16 protein-coding genes and 1 pseudogene are annotated in these 18,220 nt (G+C 70.2%); 13 read left to right on the top strand and 4 right to left on the bottom strand.

Annotated elements, in window-relative coordinates; all coding sequences use genetic code 11:
- The 9 genes from epsY to K8640_RS34430 all read left to right on the top strand — a co-directional run bounded on the left by epsY (position 1) and on the right by K8640_RS34430 (position 8,749).
- Positions 1-630, top strand: a complete 630-nt coding sequence (epsY, locus tag K8640_RS34470) for an exopolysaccharide export protein EpsY (protein WP_223750958.1) — start codon at positions 1-3, stop codon at positions 628-630.
- Positions 631-633: 3 nt separating this feature from the next.
- On the top strand, positions 634-1,866 hold the full coding sequence (epsX, locus tag K8640_RS34465) for an exopolysaccharide export protein EpsX (protein ID WP_141329057.1): 1,233 nt from the start codon (positions 634-636) through the stop codon (positions 1,864-1,866).
- 15 nt (positions 1,867-1,881) lie between these two features.
- The gene (locus K8640_RS34460) at positions 1,882-2,058 is read left to right on the top strand and encodes a hypothetical protein (protein ID WP_170300513.1); all 177 of its coding nucleotides are present in this window, start codon (positions 1,882-1,884) and stop codon (positions 2,056-2,058) included.
- Positions 2,059-2,088: 30 nt separating this feature from the next.
- A complete protein-coding gene (epsW, locus tag K8640_RS34455) occupies positions 2,089-2,493 on the top strand; it encodes an exopolysaccharide biosynthesis response regulator EpsW (protein WP_141329058.1) in 405 nt (134 codons plus the stop codon).
- Positions 2,490-4,013 carry a PCP family exopolysaccharide biosynthesis protein EpsV gene (gene epsV / locus K8640_RS34450; RefSeq protein ID WP_223750957.1) on the top strand — a complete coding sequence of 508 codons (1,524 nt, stop codon included), beginning with the start codon at positions 2,490-2,492 and terminating at the stop codon, positions 4,011-4,013. Before epsW ends, epsV begins: the two co-directional genes overlap by 4 nt.
- Before the next feature lie 24 nt (positions 4,014-4,037).
- Positions 4,038-5,246, top strand: coding sequence for an exopolysaccharide biosynthesis GT2 family glycosyltransferase EpsU (epsU, locus tag K8640_RS34445; RefSeq protein ID WP_223750956.1), 1,209 nt, complete (start codon positions 4,038-4,040; stop codon positions 5,244-5,246).
- 129 nt (positions 5,247-5,375) lie between these two features.
- Positions 5,376-7,472, top strand: a complete 2,097-nt coding sequence (locus K8640_RS34440) for a von Willebrand factor type A domain-containing protein (protein WP_223750955.1) — start codon at positions 5,376-5,378, stop codon at positions 7,470-7,472.
- Between the two features lie 170 nt (positions 7,473-7,642).
- A complete protein-coding gene (locus K8640_RS34435; protein ID WP_223750954.1) occupies positions 7,643-8,206 on the top strand; it encodes a hypothetical protein in 564 nt (187 codons plus the stop codon).
- A 168-nt stretch (positions 8,207-8,374) separates the two neighbouring features.
- On the top strand, positions 8,375-8,749 hold the full coding sequence (locus K8640_RS34430; protein WP_223750953.1) for a carboxypeptidase-like regulatory domain-containing protein: 375 nt from the start codon (positions 8,375-8,377) through the stop codon (positions 8,747-8,749).
- 48 nt (positions 8,750-8,797) lie between these two features.
- Here K8640_RS34430 and epsH read toward each other — a convergent pair whose 3' ends face one another.
- A complete protein-coding gene (epsH, locus tag K8640_RS34425; RefSeq protein ID WP_223750952.1) occupies positions 8,798-10,105 on the bottom strand; it encodes an exopolysaccharide biosynthesis glycosyltransferase EpsH in 1,308 nt (435 codons plus the stop codon).
- A 54-nt stretch (positions 10,106-10,159) separates the two neighbouring features.
- Here epsH and wzy point away from each other — a divergent pair, with 54 nt between their 5' ends.
- Positions 10,160-11,752 carry an exopolysaccharide repeat unit polymerase gene (wzy, locus tag K8640_RS34420; protein ID WP_223750951.1) on the top strand — a complete coding sequence of 531 codons (1,593 nt, stop codon included), beginning with the start codon at positions 10,160-10,162 and terminating at the stop codon, positions 11,750-11,752.
- Positions 11,753-11,776: 24 nt separating this feature from the next.
- Here wzy and K8640_RS34415 read toward each other — a convergent pair.
- From K8640_RS34415 to epsE, 3 genes and pseudogenes are all read right to left on the bottom strand, one after another.
- A pseudogene (locus K8640_RS34415) lies at positions 11,777-12,745 on the bottom strand (hypothetical protein); the annotation flags it as partial.
- Positions 12,746-12,868: 123 nt separating this feature from the next.
- Positions 12,869-14,437 carry a response regulator EpsF gene (gene epsF, locus K8640_RS34410; protein WP_223750950.1) on the bottom strand — a complete coding sequence of 523 codons (1,569 nt, stop codon included), beginning with the start codon at positions 14,435-14,437 and terminating at the stop codon, positions 12,869-12,871.
- Positions 14,438-14,712: 275 nt separating this feature from the next.
- Positions 14,713-15,939 carry an exopolysaccharide biosynthesis GT4 family glycosyltransferase EpsE gene (gene epsE / locus K8640_RS42970; protein WP_223750949.1) on the bottom strand — a complete coding sequence of 409 codons (1,227 nt, stop codon included), beginning with the start codon at positions 15,937-15,939 and terminating at the stop codon, positions 14,713-14,715.
- A gap of 154 nt (positions 15,940-16,093) precedes the next feature.
- On the opposite strand from epsE, the gene K8640_RS34400 reads away from it, so the two are divergent.
- From K8640_RS34400 to epsC, 3 genes are read left to right on the top strand one after another with little or no spacing between them, the layout of a single operon-like run.
- Positions 16,094-16,615, top strand: a complete 522-nt coding sequence (locus K8640_RS34400; RefSeq protein WP_223750948.1) for a hypothetical protein — start codon at positions 16,094-16,096, stop codon at positions 16,613-16,615.
- Positions 16,612-17,640 (top strand): exopolysaccharide biosynthesis glycosyltransferase EpsD, encoded by a 1,029-nt coding sequence (gene epsD / locus K8640_RS34395; protein ID WP_223750947.1) that lies wholly within the window; start codon positions 16,612-16,614, stop codon positions 17,638-17,640. Before K8640_RS34400 ends, epsD begins: the two co-directional genes overlap by 4 nt.
- On the top strand, positions 17,637-18,200 hold the full coding sequence (gene epsC, locus K8640_RS34390) for a serine O-acetyltransferase EpsC (protein ID WP_223750946.1): 564 nt from the start codon (positions 17,637-17,639) through the stop codon (positions 18,198-18,200). The genes epsD and epsC overlap by 4 nt, the downstream gene beginning before the upstream one ends.
- The last annotated feature ends 20 nt before the right edge of the window (positions 18,201-18,220 follow it).

Raw genomic sequence — 18,220 nt, 5'->3', positions numbered from 1 at the left:
ATGACCTCCCCGCTCCGCTCCCTGCTCCGCCCGGCCTCGCGCGTGCTCGCCACCGCGGGGCTGGTGCTCGTGGCCTCCGGCTGCACGGGGCTCGGCAAGTACACCTGGGTGGACGAGTACCAGGAGAAGCCGCCCCCGCTGGACGCCAGCTACCGCATCGCCGCCGGCGATCTGCTCAACATCCGCGTGTGGAACCAGGAGTCGCTCACCACGCAGGCGCGCGTGCGCGACGACGGGCGCATCAGCCTGCTGTTCCTGGACGACGTGGAGGCCGCGGGCCACAGCCCCGCCATGCTGTCGCAGCAGATCCAGACGCGGCTGAAGGACTACATCAACCACCCCGTCGTCACGGTGGCGCTGGAGATGCCGCGCCCCATCAAGGTGACCATGGTGGGCGAGGTCAACCGCATCGGTCCGCTGGAAATCGATGTGGGGGCCAGCCTGCTGCAGGCCCTGGCCGGCGCGGGCGGCTTCACCGAGTACGCGCACAAGGACCGCATCTTCGTCATGCGCCAGGACGACGGGCAGGCGCCCGTGCGCATCCGCTTCCGCTACCAGGACCTCATCCACGCCGAGGGGCGCGCGCCGTCGTTCCGCCTGCGCCCCGGTGACGTGGTGGTGGTGGAGTGAGCGGTGCTGGGGGCGGCGCTCACCGCGATGTGGCTGGAGGTCTGTGGGGCCTCCGTCTCCTACACCGCGTCGGTGCGGGTGGACTCGCGCGTGCGCTCCAACGAGGACCCCGCCGAGGACGCGCCCACCCTCGCCGCTGACACGGACTTCACGCCGATTCTGGGCCTGGAGCGGCGCGAGGGGAACACGTCGCTCCAGTTGGACTACGCGCCGCGCATCAGCCTGCGCGAGGTGACGGCCAGGGCGCGCACCGAGATTCAGCACATCGGCCGCTTCGCCGCGCTCTGGCGCCCCGAGCGGGGCCTGTCGTTCCGGCTGAGCGAGGAGCTGGTGCTGGGCAGCGTGAACCTGCTCACGCTCGACGCGCTGCCCTCGCTGGACCCGGACCCCATCGACCCGGACGGCCCCATCCGGCCGCCGCAGGGCGGAGGTCCGCTGCAGCCCCTACCCGAGGCGGACACCGTCCACTTCCTCTCCTCCGCCACGTCGCTCACCGGCGAGACGGGCTGGCTGGGGCGGCGCTGGCAGCTGTCCGGCACCACGGGCTTCACCGTGAGCGGCGGCCTGGACGGCCCCGCGCGTGAAGCCGTACCCCTGCAGTACGGCCCGCGCCTGGACGTGTCCCTGAGCCACGCGCTGTCCCCGCTCAGCGCCATCACCACCTCGGCCGCCGCCACCTACGCGCGCTTCTCCACCGGGGCCAACAACACCGTGGTGACGCTGACGGAGAGCTGGACGGGCCGCATGACTCGCCGCACGGGCCTGGAGGCCGGCGTGGGCGCGAGCATTGTCCACACCGTGACAGCGGCCGGCGGAGTCGAGCCGGACCCGGCACCTCGCACGGAAGTGCTGCCCAACCTCACGCTCGCGGTGGGGCACCGCATCCCCTCGCGCACGGCGGACTTCGACGGGCGGCTGGGCGTGCGCGTCTCCCCCTTCACGGACCGGCTGACGGCGCGCGTCTATCCGCGCGCGGACCTCACCGCGACGGGGACGTGGGCGCTGGGGCCCCGGGTTCGCGTGGGCACCACGGCGGGGACGGCCTTCGCGGTGGGCGGGGCCACGGGTGACAGGTTGGTGTCCGGCGGGGTGACGGCGTCCTGGATTCTCAACACCTGGATGTCGGTGGACGCGGATACCCGGGGGACGTGGAGCCGCTCGCCCGAGTTGCCGGCGGCCCGGTTCCAATGGGCGGCGGTGCTGGGCCTGTCGCTGCGGCAAACTGGTATCCTCTGAGCCAAAGCGAAGGCCATGGCGAAGCTCATCCTGATGTCCGTCCTCATCCTCACGATTGCCCTTCCCGCGAAGGCGGCGAGGGACCCGAATCCGTCGCGAGGACTGAAGAAGGCCATCCTGTGGGTGATCCTCTTCAACGCGGCATACACCTACGGCGTCATCGTCTGGGTGCCACGGCTCGGCTTCCACTGAGCGCGACTGAGAAGAAAGGCTGACGACGCAATGGAGCCCCAAATGCACACGGTCCTCCTGGTGGAGGACGCGCCCTTCTTCCGGAAGATGCTGGGCGATTACCTGCGTGCCATGGGATTCAAGCAGGTGGTGGAGCTGCCCAACGGGCAGGCGGCGCTCAAGCACCTGGCGAGCGCGGAGCGTCCGGACCTGGTGTGCCTGGACCTGACGCTGCCGGACATCTCCGGCTACGACTTGTGTGAGCACATCCGCAAGAACCCGGGCATGACGGACGTGCCGGTGCTGGTGGTGAGCGCGCGGGATTTGCCCGAGGACAAGGCCCACGCCGAGGAGGCGGGCGCCAACAGCTACCTGGGCAAGCCCTTCACGCAGGAGGAGTTCTCCAAGCGGGTGAAGCACCTGCTCAAGAACGCGCCCGTGAGGAGGACCTCGTGACGGCGCCGGCCCTCGGGCCTCGGGGCCCCCGGGCCGCCCCCGCTGCTCCGGCGTACACGCCCGAGCGGGTGGAGACGAACGCACCGTCGGACCTCATCGACTGGGGCTTCGCCATCGACGCGGTCTTCTATTTGAAGAACGCGGTGCTCAGGCATTGGTTCCTGGCGTTGGTGGTGATGGCCGCGGTGTCCGGCCTGGCGGCGGGCGTGACCAAGATCATGCCGCGCAAGTACCACGTCGAGACGCGGATGCTCACGCAGCGCAACTTCATCATCGCCTCGCTGGCGAACCCGGGCCGCTCCATTCCGGTGGACGCGGACCAGCCCACGCGCGCGGCGTGGGAGATGGTGATGAAGGCCGACAACCTGAAGGCCGTGGTGCGGGACGCGAAGCTGGTGGAGTACTGGGAGCTGCAGCGCTCGCCCATGAGCAAGCTGAAGGAGAAGCTGCTCCGCAAGCCGCCGCCGCCCATGTCCGACGAGGACAAGGCGGACGCGCTCAGCGCCATGCTGGAGCAGTCCATGCTGGTGATGGTGGAGGGCGGCACGGGCACGGTGACCATCGGCGTGGACTGGAGCGACCCGCAGCTGGCGCTCAACATCGTCGAGGCGGCGCAGAAGAACTTCCTGGAGATGCGGCAGCAGGCGGAGATGGGCGCGGTGGCGGAGGCCATCACCATCCTGGACAAGCAGGTGGTGGACGAGGCCGAGGGCATCAAGCAGGCCATCGCGTCGCTGGACGCCACGGTGAAGCGCGTGGAGGCCAAGCGCAAGCGCGAGGAGGCCAAGCAGAACAAGGGCCGGGGCGGCGCGGCGGCGCAGGCGGCGGGTGGGCTGGGCATCAACACGAACCACCTGCTCGCGCAGATGCGGTTCATGGTGCAGACCAAGCGTCGGGCCATCTCGGACGTGGAGGAGTTCCGCGCGCGGCGGCTGACGGAGCTGCGCAACCAGCTGGCCGAGCAGCGCGTCATCTACTCGCCGCAGCACCCGCTCATCACGGACCTGGAGCAGCGCATCGTCGCGCTCCAGGAGGACTCGCCGCAGCTGGTGGCGCTGCGCTCGGAGTTGAACGAGCTCATCAACGAGTACATCCGCAACGGCGGGGACCCGGGGGAGCTGGAGCAGGGGACCACGGGCGGGCCGCTGCTGGGCGCGGCGGCGTTTGGTGGGCCCGCGACAGCGGACAACCCGGAGGTGTCGGTGGCGGCGGACCGGGTGCGGATGCTGGTGATGCGGCACCAGGAGAAGATGCGGCGGCTGGACCAGGCGAAGACGGAGCTGGAGATTTCGCGCGCGTCGATGAAGCACCGCTTCAGCGTGCTGTCGCCGCCGACGTTCCCGGAGAAGCCGTCGAAGCCGAAGGTGCAGCTCATCCTGGCGGCGGGTGTGGTGGGTGGCATCGCGATGGGCATCTTCGCGGCGGTGGCGCTGGACATCATCCGTCGGCGCATCCTGGAGAAGTGGCAGGTGGAGCGAATCCTGAAGCTCCCGGTGCTGGCGGAGCTGGAGCGGCGCTAGGGCGCGTGCTCGGGGGAGACAGTCGTGACGGTGTGGACCTGGGTGGACCTGGCGCTGTGCGTGGCGCTGCTGCCGGTGGCGGTGGCGTGCGGCTATCTGCTGCTCCTGACGGTGCTGTCGTGGCGACGCGCGGCGCCGGTGCCGCCCGCGCCCACGCGCAAGTTCGACGTGGTGATTCCGTCGCACAACGAGGAGCTGGGAATCGCGCGGACGGTGGCGAACCTGTCCGCGGTGGACTACCCGGCGTCGCTGCGGCGCATCCTGGTCATCGCGGACAACTGCTCGGATGCGACGGCGCAGAAGGCGCGCGAGGCGGGCGCGACGGTGCTGGAGCGGCATGACACGCAGAAGCGCGGCAAGGGGTACGCGCTGGCGCATGCGTTCGAGTTCAGCCAGCAGGACGGCTTCGCGGACGCCGTCGTCGTGGTGGACGCGGACACGGTGGTGTCGCCGAACCTGCTGCATGCGTACGGGCGCAGGTTGGAGGACGGGGCGCACGCGGTGCAGGCGCACTACGGGGTGATGAACCCGACGGCGTCGTGGCGCACGCGGCTGATGACGATTGCGCTGGGCATGTTCCACAAGGTGCGCTCGCTGGGGCGCGAGGCGCTGGGGGTGTCCTGCGGCCTGCGTGGCAACGGGATGTGCTTCACGCACGCGGTGCTGCGCGAGGTGCCGCACGACGCGTTCAGCGTGGTGGAGGACCTGGAGTACGGCATCCGGCTGGGCCGCAAGGGGCACCGCGTGCACTACGCCTGGGAGGCGGAGGTGCAGGGCGAGATGGTCTCGGCGGAGAAGCAGAGCCGCTCGCAGCGTCAGCGCTGGGAGGGTGGGCGCGCGCAGATGCGCAAGCTGCACGGGTGGCCGCTCTTGAGCGATGCGCTGAAGCAGCGCAGCGGGTTGCTGTTGGACTTGTCGATGGACGTGCTGGTGCCGCCGCTGAGTCAGTTGGTGCTGGCCGCGGTGGGCAGCGCGGTGGCGGCGTCGGTGTTGGTGTGGCTGTCGGGTGGGACGGCGGTGTGGGCCTCGGCGGTGGCGGGGTTCGCGCTGATGAGCCTGGGCGCGTATGTGCTGCGCGGATGGTGGGTGTCCGGCGTGGGGCCGCGCGGGCTGTTGGACCTGGCCTGGGCGCCTGTGTACGTGGTGTGGAAGGTGGGGTTGATGTTGCGCGGCCCTGGCGCGGAGAAGCGCGGCGAGTGGGTGCGCACCGAGCGCGAGGCCGAGCGGCGCTGAGTCGTTGACGAAGGACCGGGCCTCACGAGGCCCGTGCTGAAACCATGATGGAGACTGGAGCCTCGCGTGCGATGCGAGGCCCGCTCCCTCTGGATGATGGCCACCTCTCGATGCACCGAGGTGGACCTCATGAACGCTGTCCTTTCACGACTGCTAGGCGGGCTGCTGGTGCTGCTGGCCCCGCTGGCGCTCGCCCAGAACAGCAACATCATCGGCACCGTCATCGACGTGAAGAGCCGACAGCCCATTCCCGACGTGGTCATCACCGCGACGTCGCCCAGTCTCGTGGGTGAACGGACCGCCGTCACCGATGTTAAGGGCGAGTACCGCATCCCTCAGCTCCCTCCGGGCGTCTACACCGTCCGGTACGAGCGGGAGCATTACCAGCGCTACGAACGCGGGGACGTGCAACTGAGGCTCGACCGCACCCTCCGCATCAAGGTCGAGATGCTCGCCGATGACGCGCTCATCGTGCCCATCATCAGTACACCGCCGACCCTCGGCCCGGGCTCCACCACCACGGGCGTCAACGTCGACCAGGAGTTCATCAAGCGCATCGACAAGGCTCGGCCTCCTGAACCGTCGCGCTCCTTCGAAGCACTGGCGGAGCTGGCCCCTGGGCCCGAGAACGACCAGTACGGCGTCTCCATCAACGAACAGCTCGCCGCCGCGAGCCCTCCACCCCAGCACGACGTCGCCCCCGCCATGCCCAGCATGTCGATGACGCTGCGACTCCACCCCGCTCCCTCGCACCAGGCGCCCACCCAGCCCCACCACGGCGAGCCGATGACCCGCTCGCGCTACTCCGACATGTACTTCAAGGGGTACGGGGTGAACCCCACCGTCAACACGGAGGAGGAGCGCTTCTCCACGTTCTCCGTCGACACGGACACGGCCTCGTACACACTCACGCGCAGCTACCTGAAGCGCGGCGCCATGCCGGACGCGCGCGCCGTGCGCGTGGAGGAGTTCGTCAACAGCTTCGACTACGGCTACGCGAGCGCGAAGAGCGCGCCCTTCGCCGTCCATGTGCAGGGCTTCCCCTCGCCCGTGCGCAAGGGCTACCAGGTGCTGCGCATCGGCGTGAAGGCGCGCGAGGTCTCCCGCGCCGAACGCAAGCCCAGCCACCTCGTCTTCGTCATCGACGTGTCCGGGTCCATGGCCATGGAGAACCGGCTGGAGCTGGTGAAGCAGTCCCTGCGCATGCTGGTAGCGGAACTGGATGAGCGCGACCTCGTGTCGCTCGTCGTGTACGGCTCACGGGCCCGGCAGGTGCTCCCGCCCACGAGCGCGCTCCACGCGTCACGACTGATGGACGCCATCGACGGGCTCCACACCGAGGGCTCCACCAACGCCCAGGCGGGGCTGGAGCTGGGCTATCGCATCGCCGTCGAACACCTGCTCGAGGGCGGCATCAACCGCGTCATCCTCTGCTCGGATGGCGTGGCCAACGTGGGCATCTCCGACGCGGATGGCATCTGGGAGAAGGTGAAGTCGCTCGCGGCCCGGGGCATCACCCTGTCCACCGTGGGCTTCGGCATGGGCAACTACAACGACGTGCTGATGGAGCGGCTGTCCCACGTCGGCGAGGGGAACTACGCCTACGTGGACGAACTGAAGGAAGCCCACCGCGTCTTCGTGAAGAACCTCACTGGCACGCTCCAGGTGGTGGCCAAGGACGTGAAACTCCAGGTGGAGTTCGACCCGAAGGCGGTCTCCCTCTACCGGCTGCTCGGGTACGAGAACCGCGCGCTGACGGCCGAGCAGTTCCGCGATGACCGCGTGGACGCGGGTGAGGTGGGCGCGGGCCACTCCGTCACCGCGCTCTACGAAGTGAAGCCTCTCGAGAACGCCCGGGCACTGGGCACGCTGCGCATCCGCTACAAGTCGCCCGAGGGCGGCACATCGAAGGAGCTGGCGACCCCGTTGCCCCGAGCCACCCTGCGCCCGAGCTACGCCCAGGCTGGCGCGTCCACCCGACTGGCCTACGTGGCCTCCGCCTTCGCCGAGAAGCTCCGGGGCTCGTACTGGACGCGGCCGCTGACCTACGACTCGCTCCTGGAGCTGTGGAGCGAGGTGGGCCCGGAGCTGAAGGCGCGCGAGGACGTCCGCGAGCTGGGTGACCTCATCCGCCGGGCCGGGGGCCTGGACCGGAGAGTGGATCCATTCGAGGCCTTCGCCCCCCTGAGGACCATGGACTTCGACCGGCCGCCCACGGGTTCCTGAGGAGGCCCCTCCCGTTCGACCCGAAATGACGCCTTGGGTCGTATCTCCATCATGCCCACGGCCTCGCATCATGACCGAGCCATGATGAACCCAGGGAGCTGCGTGGGAGATTCTGCCGTCGTGGTCCCGGATGATGGGGTTCGTTCTCCCGAGGCCTTGGAGTCGAGCACGTGACGCCCTTCCTTCGCGGTGTGCTGTGTGGACTCGTGTGGATGCTCTCTCCGGCCGCCGGGGCACAGGAGGCCGGCCCGAGCGTCGAGGCACAGGCCCCGGCTTCGACCCAGGCAATGGAGGCACCGTGTGCCACGGTCGAGGAGGAGGCTCCGCCCCGGTCGCAGGTGATTCGCAAGCCCAGCCGGCCGGTCGTCACGCTCGACGCGGGGCGAAGCGCCTGGCCTGTCGAGACGTTGCGCCTCGAGACGGGCGGCCCGACGGTGGACGTGGGCTCGATGACCCCGGGCGTGCGGGTGGACCAGGAGTTCCTGGAGCGCATCGCCGTGCGCCCCGCGGCAATGGAGTCGCACGAGGCGTCCGGAGCCACGAGGGAGACGTCGGCCCTGGAAGACGCGCTGAGCGGAGCCTCTGCGCGGCGTGACACCGCGGAGCCCAAGCTCCGCTTGCGGCGCTTCCGGTCCCTCGCGGAGCTGGCCCCGGGGACTCCCGAGCAGGTCGTCCTCGAAGCCTCGGAAGGGCACCACACCCACGAGCCCGAGGCACGCGTCGTGAGTCGGTGAGCCGAGCTCCCGACTCGAAGGACCACGAAGCTCACTCGGCGGCCCACGTCACCACGATGGAGAGCGCCATGCCGGAACGGTGATGGAGCGCGGAGCCGCGCATGCGGTTCGCGTCAGCCCGAGCCGGGAGAATGGCCCCTCTCCCCGAGCCACACCGAGGCCGCCTCCGTGCTGACGCACTTCGTGCCCTACCTGCTGTGCATGTTGGTGCTCATCGTCACGGTGCCTGTCCTGGCCCGAGCGGAGAGCCGCGAGTACGCGCCACCGCCGGGAGTGCTGCTGGGCATCGTCATCGACGGAGACAGTCGCGAGCCGCTCGTGAGGGTGAAGGTCAGCGCCAGCGCATCGGGCCACACGGGGGCCCATGTGACCTGGACGGACCCGGCGGGACGCTATCGGCTGCCCTTGCTCCCCGCGGGGACGTACACGCTGCGGTTCGAGCACCCGGACTACGCACCCTCGTCCCGCGCGGACATCCTGCTGCGAGCCAACCGCGCCATCCGCTCCCGGGTGGCACTGCGCCCGAGCGGCACCCAGGATTGAAGCCCCCGCGGCCTGGACATGGACGTCCAGGCCCTGAGTGACACGGGCTCAGTCCGCCAGCGGCATGCCCCAGTCGGGCTGCCCACGCTCGCCCAGCACCCAGCGGTACACCTCCAGCACCTGCTCCGCCTTCGCCTTCCACGTGAAGTGCTTGAAGATGCGCTCCCGCGCCCGCTCCCCCATGGGTCGAATCACCGACGGGTCCTCGACCAGCTTCGTCAGCACCCCGCGCACCCGCGCCACAATCTCCTCCGGCGTCCCGATGGGCACCGCGAACCCCGTCGCCGGGCTCACAATCTCCCCAGGACCGCCGTAGTCCATGACGATGGGCACCAGCCCCAGCGCCATCGCCTCGCACACCACCGCCCCGCCGAACTCGCGCACGCTCGGGAACCCGAACACGTGGTTCTTCGCCAGCCGCCCCTGCAGCTCCTGGTGCTTCACCCACCCGGCGAACGTCACCCCGGACTCGATGCCCTCCCTGGCCGCCTGCGCCTTGAGGTTCGGCATCTCCTGCCCGTCGCCGATGTACTCCAGCACCACCTTGCCCTCACGGATGAGCGGCGCCGCCGCCTCCATCAACATCGCCATGCCCTTGTACGGCACGAAGCGCCCCACGAAGGCCACCCTCAAGGGCAGCTCCACCGGCCCCTCCGACTTCGCCGTCCCGAAGCGCCGCGTGTCGATGGCGTTCTCCGGCACGTACACCGTCTTCCCCTGCCACTCCGGCGCCACCTGGCCCCGCGTCGCCCGCGAGCCCGTGATGATGGCCGACGCGTTCTCCCGCGTGGACTTGTAGAAGGGCATCAGCTTGTACGCGTCCCGCACGTAGCTCAGCCACTCCTTCTCCCGCCGCCGCGCGCCACCAAACCCCTTGGGCCACGGCAACCCGCCATTGAGCGGCCCCATCACGAACGGCACCCCCGCCGCCTTGCAGCGCCGCGCCAGCGTGCTCGGCGTCGTCGGGCTGATGGGCGTGTAGCGATGCACCAGGTCGAACTCCCGGGCCTTGATGCGCGCGCCGAAGCGCTGCCACAGCACCTCCTCGAAGTAGTAGTACGGCAGCACGCTCAACGCCGTCGCCGTCGTCCAGCCCACGCCCGCCTTGCCCCGCAACAGCTCGCCCACCTTGTCGAGCGGCTTCTCCACCGGCGTCGAATCCAACGCCGTGAACTGCGAGCCCTCCTGCACCCCCTGCTTCAGGATGTTCTCCCGGTTGCGCACCTGCGTGACCAGGTGCACGTCGGCGACCTCGGTCAGCGCGCGGTAGAGCGACCAGCCTTCCAGCGGGACACTCACCCAGTCGGGGTTGCACAGCTCGGCAATCAGGAGGACGCGTGGTCTGGGAGCAGGCATACGTGAGGCTTCATCTATCCCAACCGGCCCGCCAGATGTAGCCTCCCCTCCGTCGTGACGTACGCCCCGGACCGGCCCTCCTACCTGCGCTTCGTGGCGCTGCTTGGCTTCCTGGTGCTCGCCACCGTGGGAGGGGCCCTCCTGCACCCTGTGGTCGCTTTGGCCCCAGTGCTGCTCGTGGCCGTGCTGTGGCTGGTGGTCAAGGTCCCCATCCGCTACCCGGTGATGATCGTCACCTACCTGGTGCTCGCGGTGGACTACGTCCCGGAGCGGCCCCAGTCCGGGTTCTGGCCGTCCCCCCTGCACCCCCTGGGCGAGCTGCTCTTCGCCCAGCTCAGCTACATCACCAAGATTGGAGCGCTGCGCTTCCCGCTGGTGGACGTGCTCATCGTCGGCCTGTTGGGCCTGGCGATGTACCGGCGGGTGACGAAGTCGAAGATCGACCCGCCCGCGCTGCCCATGCCCCGGCCGCTCATCGCCGTGGTGGCGCTGTCACTCATCGCCATCCTCTTCATGGAGGTGCGCGGGGTGATGCGCGGCGGGGACTTCAAGAACTCGCTGTGGCAGTGGCACCAGGCCGCGATGATGCCGTTCATCGTCGCCATGTTTCACTACGCCATGCGCGGCCCGGAGGACTGGCCCATCTTCGCGCGCACCGTCATCGCCGCGGGGCTCACCAAGGCCGCCATCAGCGTCTACTTCGGCGCCATCGTCGTGCCGTCCATGGGCGTCTTCGTCGAGTACACCACGTGTCACTCGGACTCGATGACGTTCAACTTCTGCCTGCTCGTCGCCACCATGCGCTTCCTGGAGAAGCCCAAGGGGGCTCACGCGCTGCGCGGCCTCTTGCTCATGTTCTGCATCTTCATGGGCATGGTCTACAACGACCGCCGGCTCGCCTACGTCAGCTTCGTGGGGTGCCTGCTGGCCGGCTACCTCATCACGCCCTGGCCCGCCATCAAGCGCACCTTCACCCGAGGGCTCGTGCTGATGGCGCCGCTGATGCTCGTCTACTTCGCGGTGGGCTGGAACGCGCGCGGCGGCGCCTTCGCGCCCGTGCACAAGGTGCGCTCCCTCATCGACGGCGAGGGCGGCGAGGGCAACCTGGACTATCGCGACATCGAGAACCTGGACGTCATCGCGACGTGGACCCAGTTCCCGCTGCTCGGCACCGGCTACGGCCACGAGTTCCTCGAGCCCATCCCGCTGCCCAACATCGCCTTCGTCTTCCCCCAGTACCGCTACCACCCGCACAACTCGCTGCTCGGCTTGTTCGCCTTCGGCGGGATGGTCGGCTACACGGGCGTGTGGATGTACCTGGTGGTGACCATCTTCCTGGCCGTGCGCGCGTACCATCGCTCGCACATCGCCGAGCACCGCGCCGCCGGGCTCATCATCGTGGGCTCCGTCATCTGCTACATCAACCAGGTGTTCGGAGACATGGGCATCATCTCGTACATCTGCACGTTCGTCGTGTCGCTGTGCGTGGTGACGTCCGGCAAGCTGGCCGTCGCCACCGGCGCGTGGCCCATGCCGCACACCGCCCTGGTCCCCCCCGCGCCGTCCGCGCCCGTGCCGCCTCCGGGCGCCATCATCCACACCAACCCCGAGGACACCCAGGCCCCCGCGCTCGCGAAGCACGGCTGAGCGCACGGCACTTCAGTCTCCGCCCGACAGGCCCACGGTGAAGCCCTCCGCCGTCAGCGCCACCGACTCCACGCGCTCCAGCGCGGGATATGAGAAGCCCGCCTGGGCCTTCAGGAACACCGCCGCTCGCGCCGCGCCGGGCAGCCCCGGCCCCTTCGTCGCGAGCCCTCCAGCGCGCCCCACCGCCGCCGTCGCCAGCATCACGAAGACCCGCGCCGCGTCGTCGCCCAGCACCTCGCCGTAGGCCTCACCGGCGGCCTCCAGCTCCTCGAACGAGCGCGCCAGGTCCACGCGCCGCACCAGCACCACCCACGCATCCAGCACCCGCCACACCGTGTCCACGCCCAGGTACGCCATCGCCGTCGCGGTGAGCAGCGCCGCCAGCCCCTTCGACACCGGCTCGGGCAGCGACCACAGCATCAAATACATCGCCACCGAGGACGTCAGCGTCGCGCGGAGCGCCACCGGGTCCCCCACCCCCCGCAGGGACTCCGCCGTCTCCTCCCAGACGTCCTCCATCGCGATGGCCAGCGCCAGCGCGTACTTGCCATCACTGCCGAGCAGCGGCCCCTCCTCGAGCAACCGCAGACAGTCCCCCGCGCGCAGCTCGCTGGCACACCAGCGGCCGTACCCGCGCGTCAGCGTCTCGTCCGCATACGACTCCAGCAGGTGCGGTGACGTCTCATCCGCGCCCTCTTGCACCGCGTGGAGCCTGCGCCCTTCATACAGATACACGCCGCCCCGCTCCGGGACACCGAAGCGCAGCCGCGCCTCCCGCAGCGGATGCGCGAAGGGCCTCACGTCCCGGGCGAGCTTCGTCATCGCCTCCTGGAACGTGTCCTCCCCCAGCTCCACCGGCCCGGAGTCCTCCTCGACGGGGAGGTGACGGACGGACGCTCCCGAGCCCAGCTCCAGACGAACGCTCCGCGTCGTCGAGCACCCCGTCACGATGAACAAGCACAGACACAAGGACACAGCCCGACCACGACCCATCTCAGCCCTCCGGCATGGGCGCCGAAATCACCTGATGGGTTTCACATACCAACCGACTCCGACATCCCACGCCGATGCGACACGTGTCTCACGCATCGCCCGCGTCACGCCGGCCCGGGCGCCTCAGCTCACGGGCCGGGGCAACACGACATGGAACGTGCTGCCGCCGCCGGGCCGCCCCGAGGACTCCGCCCAGACGCGCCCGCCGTGGCGCTCGACGATGCCTCGCGCGATGGCCAGCCCCAATCCCAGACCTCCGTACGACACGCCATGCGCGCGTCCGAAGCGCTCGAAGATGTTCTCCAGCCGGTCCGCCGGAATGCCCAGCCCGTGGTCCAGCACCTCCACGTGCACCCACCGGCCCTCCTCGCGCGCCCGCAGGCGGATGTCCCCTCCGTCCGGCGAGTAGCGCAGCGCATTGGACACCAGGTTGGAGAGCACCTGGTCCAGCCGCTCGCCATCGGCGCGCAGCACCAGCCCCTCGGGGGCCTCCACGTGGATGTCCCGCCCCTCCGGCAAGGGCTCGAAGTGCTCCGCCACCTCGTGAAGGAGCGCGCGCACGTCCACGTCTCCCTCCTCCAACAACAGCTCCCCGCGCTGCAGCCGCCCCATGTCGAGCAGGTTCTCCACCAGCCGCGCCATGCGACCCACGCTGCGCTGGATGCCCTCCAGGGCCCGCGCCACGTTCGGGGTCTGCTCCTCCCCCGCCTTCTTCCTCGCCAGGTCCGCGTAGCTGCGCGCCGCCTGCAGGGGCGTGCGCAGCTCGTGCGCCGCCAGGGTGAGGAACATGTCCTTCGCCTCGTTCGTGGCGCGCAGCGTCTCCACCGCGCGCCGCGCGTCGTCGATGTCCGTCGCCGTCGATATCCACCCGACGAGCCGCCCCGCGCCATCGCGCTCCGGCAGCGTGCGGCACAGGAACCAGCGGAACTCGCCATCCGTCGCGCGCCGAAGCCGGTACTCCTGCTCCTCCGGCATCCCCGAGCGGCGCAGCACCTCCCACGTCGCCTGGACCTTCCCCAGGTCATCGGGATGGAAGCAGCGCAGGTTCTCCTCGCGCTGGCGTCCCTGCTCCGCCGTCAGCCCCGCGTAGTCCAGCCAGCCCCGGTTCGCGTAGCTGATGGTGCCGTCCGCCAACAGCGCCCAGACGAACTGCGGCATCGAGTCCACCAGCCGGCGGAAGCGCAGCTCGCCCTGTCGCTCGAGCATCCGCCGCTCGCGCTCCCACAGCGCCGCCTCCTGTCGCTGCAGGGCCCGCTGCTGGACATACAGCGCGACGAACGCCTCCGCCTTCCAGCGCAGCACCTCCGGGTGGAACGGCTTCACCACGTAGTCGGCCGCGCCGGACGCATAGCCGCTCACCAGGTTCGCCTCATCGCGCCCGTGCGCGGTGAGGAAGATGATGGGCGTGTACCGCGAGCGCTCACGCTGCCGGATGATGCGCGCCGTCTCGAAGCCGTCCATCCCCGGCATCTGCACGTCCAGGAGGATGAGCGCGAAGTCCTCGCGCAAGAGCCACCGCAGCGCCTCCGGCCCCGAGGCCGCCTTCACCAGCTTCTGGCCCATGGGCTCCAGGATGGCTTCCAGCGCCAGCAGGTTCGACGCGTGGTCATCCACCAGGAGGATGCTCGTCGTCCGTGGCTCCACCCGGGCAGGAGCATGGGGGGTGAGTTGCTCGGTGCCTTCCAAGGCCATTCCTCCCTTCCCTCCCTCCGTCAGACCCCATCGCTTAATCAGCGCGGCTCCAACGGTCAGCCCCCATGTAACTCCCCGGTCCGGCCCCTCACCGGGGAACCCCGCGCTCGGACGCCTGGACGCCCTGCCCCGAAGGCGCCCGCCCGCTTCTCCTCCCAGGGTATGGAGCCGACGACGCGGTGGCACGCTCCGCCGTCCCTCCGTGACGCAGGCGCAGGCCGCCCATGAGGGACAGGGAGCGGCGGACAGGGGCCCGCCCGCCCCCCTGCTTTCGACTACCCCACCGCGCGCTGGAGCATCAGCGCGAGCATGTCCGCGCTGCGCTCGCTGCTGAACTGCGTCTCCACCTTGCGACGGCCCGCCTCACCCAGCCGCTCGGCCTCGCGCGGATTTCGCGCCACGGCCTCCAGCTTCTCGGCCAGGACAGAGGGCGTCTGCGGCGGCACGAGCATCCCGTCCACGCCGTCGTCCACCAGCTCCTTCACCCCGCCCGCGCCCGTCACCACCACCGGCGCGCGCATGGCCATGGCCTCCATGATGGCCACGCCCAAGGGCTCCTGGAGGCTCGCCAGCGCGAAGATGTGCGCGCGCTCGATGCCGTCGCGCACCACGTCCTCGCCCACCGCGCCCAGCAGCGTCACCGCGTCGCCCAGCTTGGACTCCGCGAGCTTCGCCTCCAGCACCTTGCGGTACGTGGTGCCGCCCGCCTCGTCCTCACCCGCGATGGACAGCCGCGCGTCGATGCCCTTGGCCCGCAGCATCCCCACCGCGTCGATGAGGTCCGCGTGCCCCTTGCACGGGTTGAGGCGTCCGCACGAGAAGATGCGCAGCGGCCCCTCGCCCGTCCACGCCCGGTACGGCGTCGAGCGGTTGAACTTGCCCAGCTCCACGCCCATCGGCGCCAGCTCGATGTCCTTGGGCAGGCTCCCCGCCAGCTCCTGGTTCACCTCGCCGAGCAGCTTCTTCGTGATGACGAACGCGAACCTGGCGTGCCGCCACTTCTCCCGCTGGTTCGGCCCGTAGTCGTCCAGCGGCCCGTGCAGCGTCATGCTGTACGGCAGCCCCGACAACAGGTTCGCGAACAGCGCCACGTGCGCGGCGTTGGCGCACGAGTGCACGTGCACGTGCGTCCACCCCCGCTCACGCGCCAGCGACGCCAGCCGCCCGCCCATCACCGCGAAGGCCAGGAGCCGCGCGCGACCCTTCGCGTCCAGCCCCTCCGCGCGGGCGATGGAGGCCAGGCACCGCGCCCAGCCCGTGGGCATGGCGCGGGCAATCTCCGCCACGGCCTTCACCACGCCGAGCGGCCCGGGCGGGGCCAGGTACTCGGTGCGGGCCATGGCCTCGCGCGCCCAGCTGTGGGAGATGATGCGCGCGGGCGGCGGCTGGGTGGAGACCAGCTCCGGCGTCACGCCCTTCCCGGGAAGGGCCTGCAACTCTCGCCAGAAGAAGATGTGTGTCTGTCCGGGAAACTCGGGGATGAGATAACCAATCTTCGGCACCTGCTTTCCATAACACGGCCGCTCCCACGGCCCCACGGGGAGGGCCCGGAAGTCCCCGGACTCATTGGGGCAGGTCGCAGGGCACCCGCTCCCCCGCCCGCCCGCCAGGTCATTGGGTCGACACCGTGCGTTGGGCTATACCGGGCGGCGCTCCATGGCCGATTCCAGCGCACCGCCCTCCACCTCGGACGCCGAGGTTCCCGACAGCACCGTGCCCTCACCGGCACTGCAGCGGCTGTGGTTCGCCCTGGAGCGCACCGGCTGGAGCTTCCTCACCGTGGTCCCCGCGCACCCGGGCGCCCCCGCGCTGGAGGCCGCCACCGCCATCCTGGAGGCCGGCGCGCCCTACGCGGCCACGCAGAAGATCCACCTGGATGACGCCATCGGCCTGTCCCCCGCCGAGGCCCCCCGCCGGGTGCTGGAGCTGCGCGAGCGCGTGGCCCGGGGCGAGCGCGTGGTCGCCGTCATCGACTCCGTCCTCACCCGCCCCGCCAGCCTCCCCGTGGCGCTCGCCGCCGACGGCGTCCTCTTGTGCGTCACCCTGGGGGAGACGGACTTCGGCTCGGCGCGCAAGACGATGGAGTTCATCGGCCCGGAGCGCTTCGTGGGCAGCGTCACCTTCCCCCGGCAGAAGAAGGGCCGGGGTCTTTTCTCCCGCAAGAAGAAGAAGCCATGACGCCCTCGGAAGCCTCCACGCCCCGCCTCAGCGTCGTCGTCGCCACCTACAACCGACTGCCCCTCATCACCCGGCTGCTCGGGCAGCTCGCCCAGCAGACGCTCCCGCCCGAGCGCTACGAGGTCGTCGTCGTCGATGACGGCTCCAAGGAGCCGGTGAAGGCTCCGCTCGACGCGCTCGGCGAGAGCCTCCCCTACGCCCTGCGCGTGGAGGTGCAGGCCAACGCGGGCGCGGCGGCGGCGCGACACCGGGGCGTGCTCGCGGCGCGGGGGGACATCGTCCTCGTCACCGACGACGACATGCAGGTGGAGAAGGACTTCCTCGAGCGGCACCTGGCGCACCACCCGGAGGGCTCGCGGCACGTGGTGCTGGGCCGCATCCGTCCGGACCCGTCCATCGGAGACATGCCGCTGTTCGAGCGCTGGTACGCGTACCTCAACCACCGCATGGCGGAGGAGCTGTCCACCCCCGGCGCGCGCGCGCACGGCAACCACCTGTACACGGGCAACGTGTCCTTCCACCGCGAGGACTACGTGGGCGTGGGCGGCTTCGACAAGTCGCTGGGCCAGTCCGAGGACGTGGAATTGGGCGTGCGGCTGGAGAAGGCGGGCTGCGCGTTCGTGTTCGCCAGCGACGCGCACGTGCTGCACGGCAGCGACCACGTGTCCTTCGAGCGCTGGCTCAAGCGCGCGAACCGCTACGGCATGTTCGACACGCACGTGGCGCGCAAGCACCCGGACGTGCGCGGCGTCAATCCGTGGCGGCTGCTCTTCGAGACCAACCCCCTGGCGCGCCCGCTGCTCGCGGCCACCGTCGTCGCGCCCGAGGCCACGCGCGTGCTGACGGGCGCGGTGATGAGCGCCGCGAAGGCCGCGGACAGGCTGGGCCTGGAGAAGGCCGCGTTCGCGGGCACGTCGGTGGTGTACGGCATGGAGTATCTGCGCGGCGCTCGCAACGAGGCCGGCGGCTGGACGGGTATCGCCCGTGAGGTGGTCCGCTACCTCCAGGGCGGGGGGAACCGATGAACTTCCTGAAGTCGAAGCGCTCGATGATTGGCGCGCTGGTCTCCGATGCGATGGAGCTGGCCCGCGCCGCCAATGGACACACCGACGCGAAGTCCGTCGCCAAGGTGGTGCTCACCAGCGACTCGTACCGCATCACCGCGCTCAACCGCGCCCGCGAGGCCGCGCTCGACTACCACATCCCCCTGGTCAACCACGTGCTGCGCGTGGCGCAGACGGCGGTGCTGGGCATCGAGATCGGCAAGGACGTGACGCTGGGCAAGGGCGTGTACTTCGTGCACAGCCTGGGCATCGTCATCGGCGGGGACGCGCGCATCGGCGACCGCGTGCGCTTCTACGGCAACAACACCGTGGGCACCGCCAAGGACAACGGATACCCCGTCATCGAGGATGACGTGTGGATTGGGGCCGGCGCTCGCATCCTGGGGCCGGTGCGCGTCGGCGCGCGCTCGCGCATCGGCGCCAACGCCGTGGTGCTGCAGGACGTGCCGCCGGACAGCGTGGCCGTGGGGATTCCCGCGCGCATCTTCCCGCGCAAGGACACGGACGACGTGGTGCTGTGAGGGCCCCCAGGCCCGGGGGA

The sequence above is a fragment of the Myxococcus sp. XM-1-1-1 genome (genome assembly GCF_020037095.1).
GTDB classification, from domain to species: Bacteria; Myxococcota; Myxococcia; order Myxococcales; family Myxococcaceae; genus Myxococcus; species Myxococcus fulvus.
Note: the sequence above shows the minus strand (reverse complement) of the source record. Positions and strands in the feature narration are given on the sequence as shown.

Bases quoted from the DNA above. Each gene is read 5' to 3' on its own strand.
- epsY (WP_223750958.1), top strand. From the start codon at position 1: ATGACCTCCCCGCTCCGCTCCCTGCTCCGCCCGGCCTCGCGCGTGCTC.
- K8640_RS34460 (WP_170300513.1), top strand. From the start codon at position 1,882: ATGGCGAAGCTCATCCTGATGTCCGTCCTCATCCTCACGATTGCCCTT.
- epsW (WP_141329058.1), top strand. From the start codon at position 2,089: ATGGAGCCCCAAATGCACACGGTCCTCCTGGTGGAGGACGCGCCCTTC.
- K8640_RS34440 (WP_223750955.1), top strand. From the start codon at position 5,376: ATGAACGCTGTCCTTTCACGACTGCTAGGCGGGCTGCTGGTGCTGCTG.
- epsH (WP_223750952.1), bottom strand. From the start codon at position 10,105: ATGCCTGCTCCCAGACCACGCGTCCTCCTGATTGCCGAGCTGTGCAAC.
- epsF (WP_223750950.1), bottom strand. From the start codon at position 14,437: ATGGCCTTGGAAGGCACCGAGCAACTCACCCCCCATGCTCCTGCCCGG.
- K8640_RS34400 (WP_223750948.1), top strand. From the start codon at position 16,094: ATGGCCGATTCCAGCGCACCGCCCTCCACCTCGGACGCCGAGGTTCCC.
- epsD (WP_223750947.1), top strand. From the start codon at position 16,612: ATGACGCCCTCGGAAGCCTCCACGCCCCGCCTCAGCGTCGTCGTCGCC.
- epsC (WP_223750946.1), top strand. From the start codon at position 17,637: ATGAACTTCCTGAAGTCGAAGCGCTCGATGATTGGCGCGCTGGTCTCC.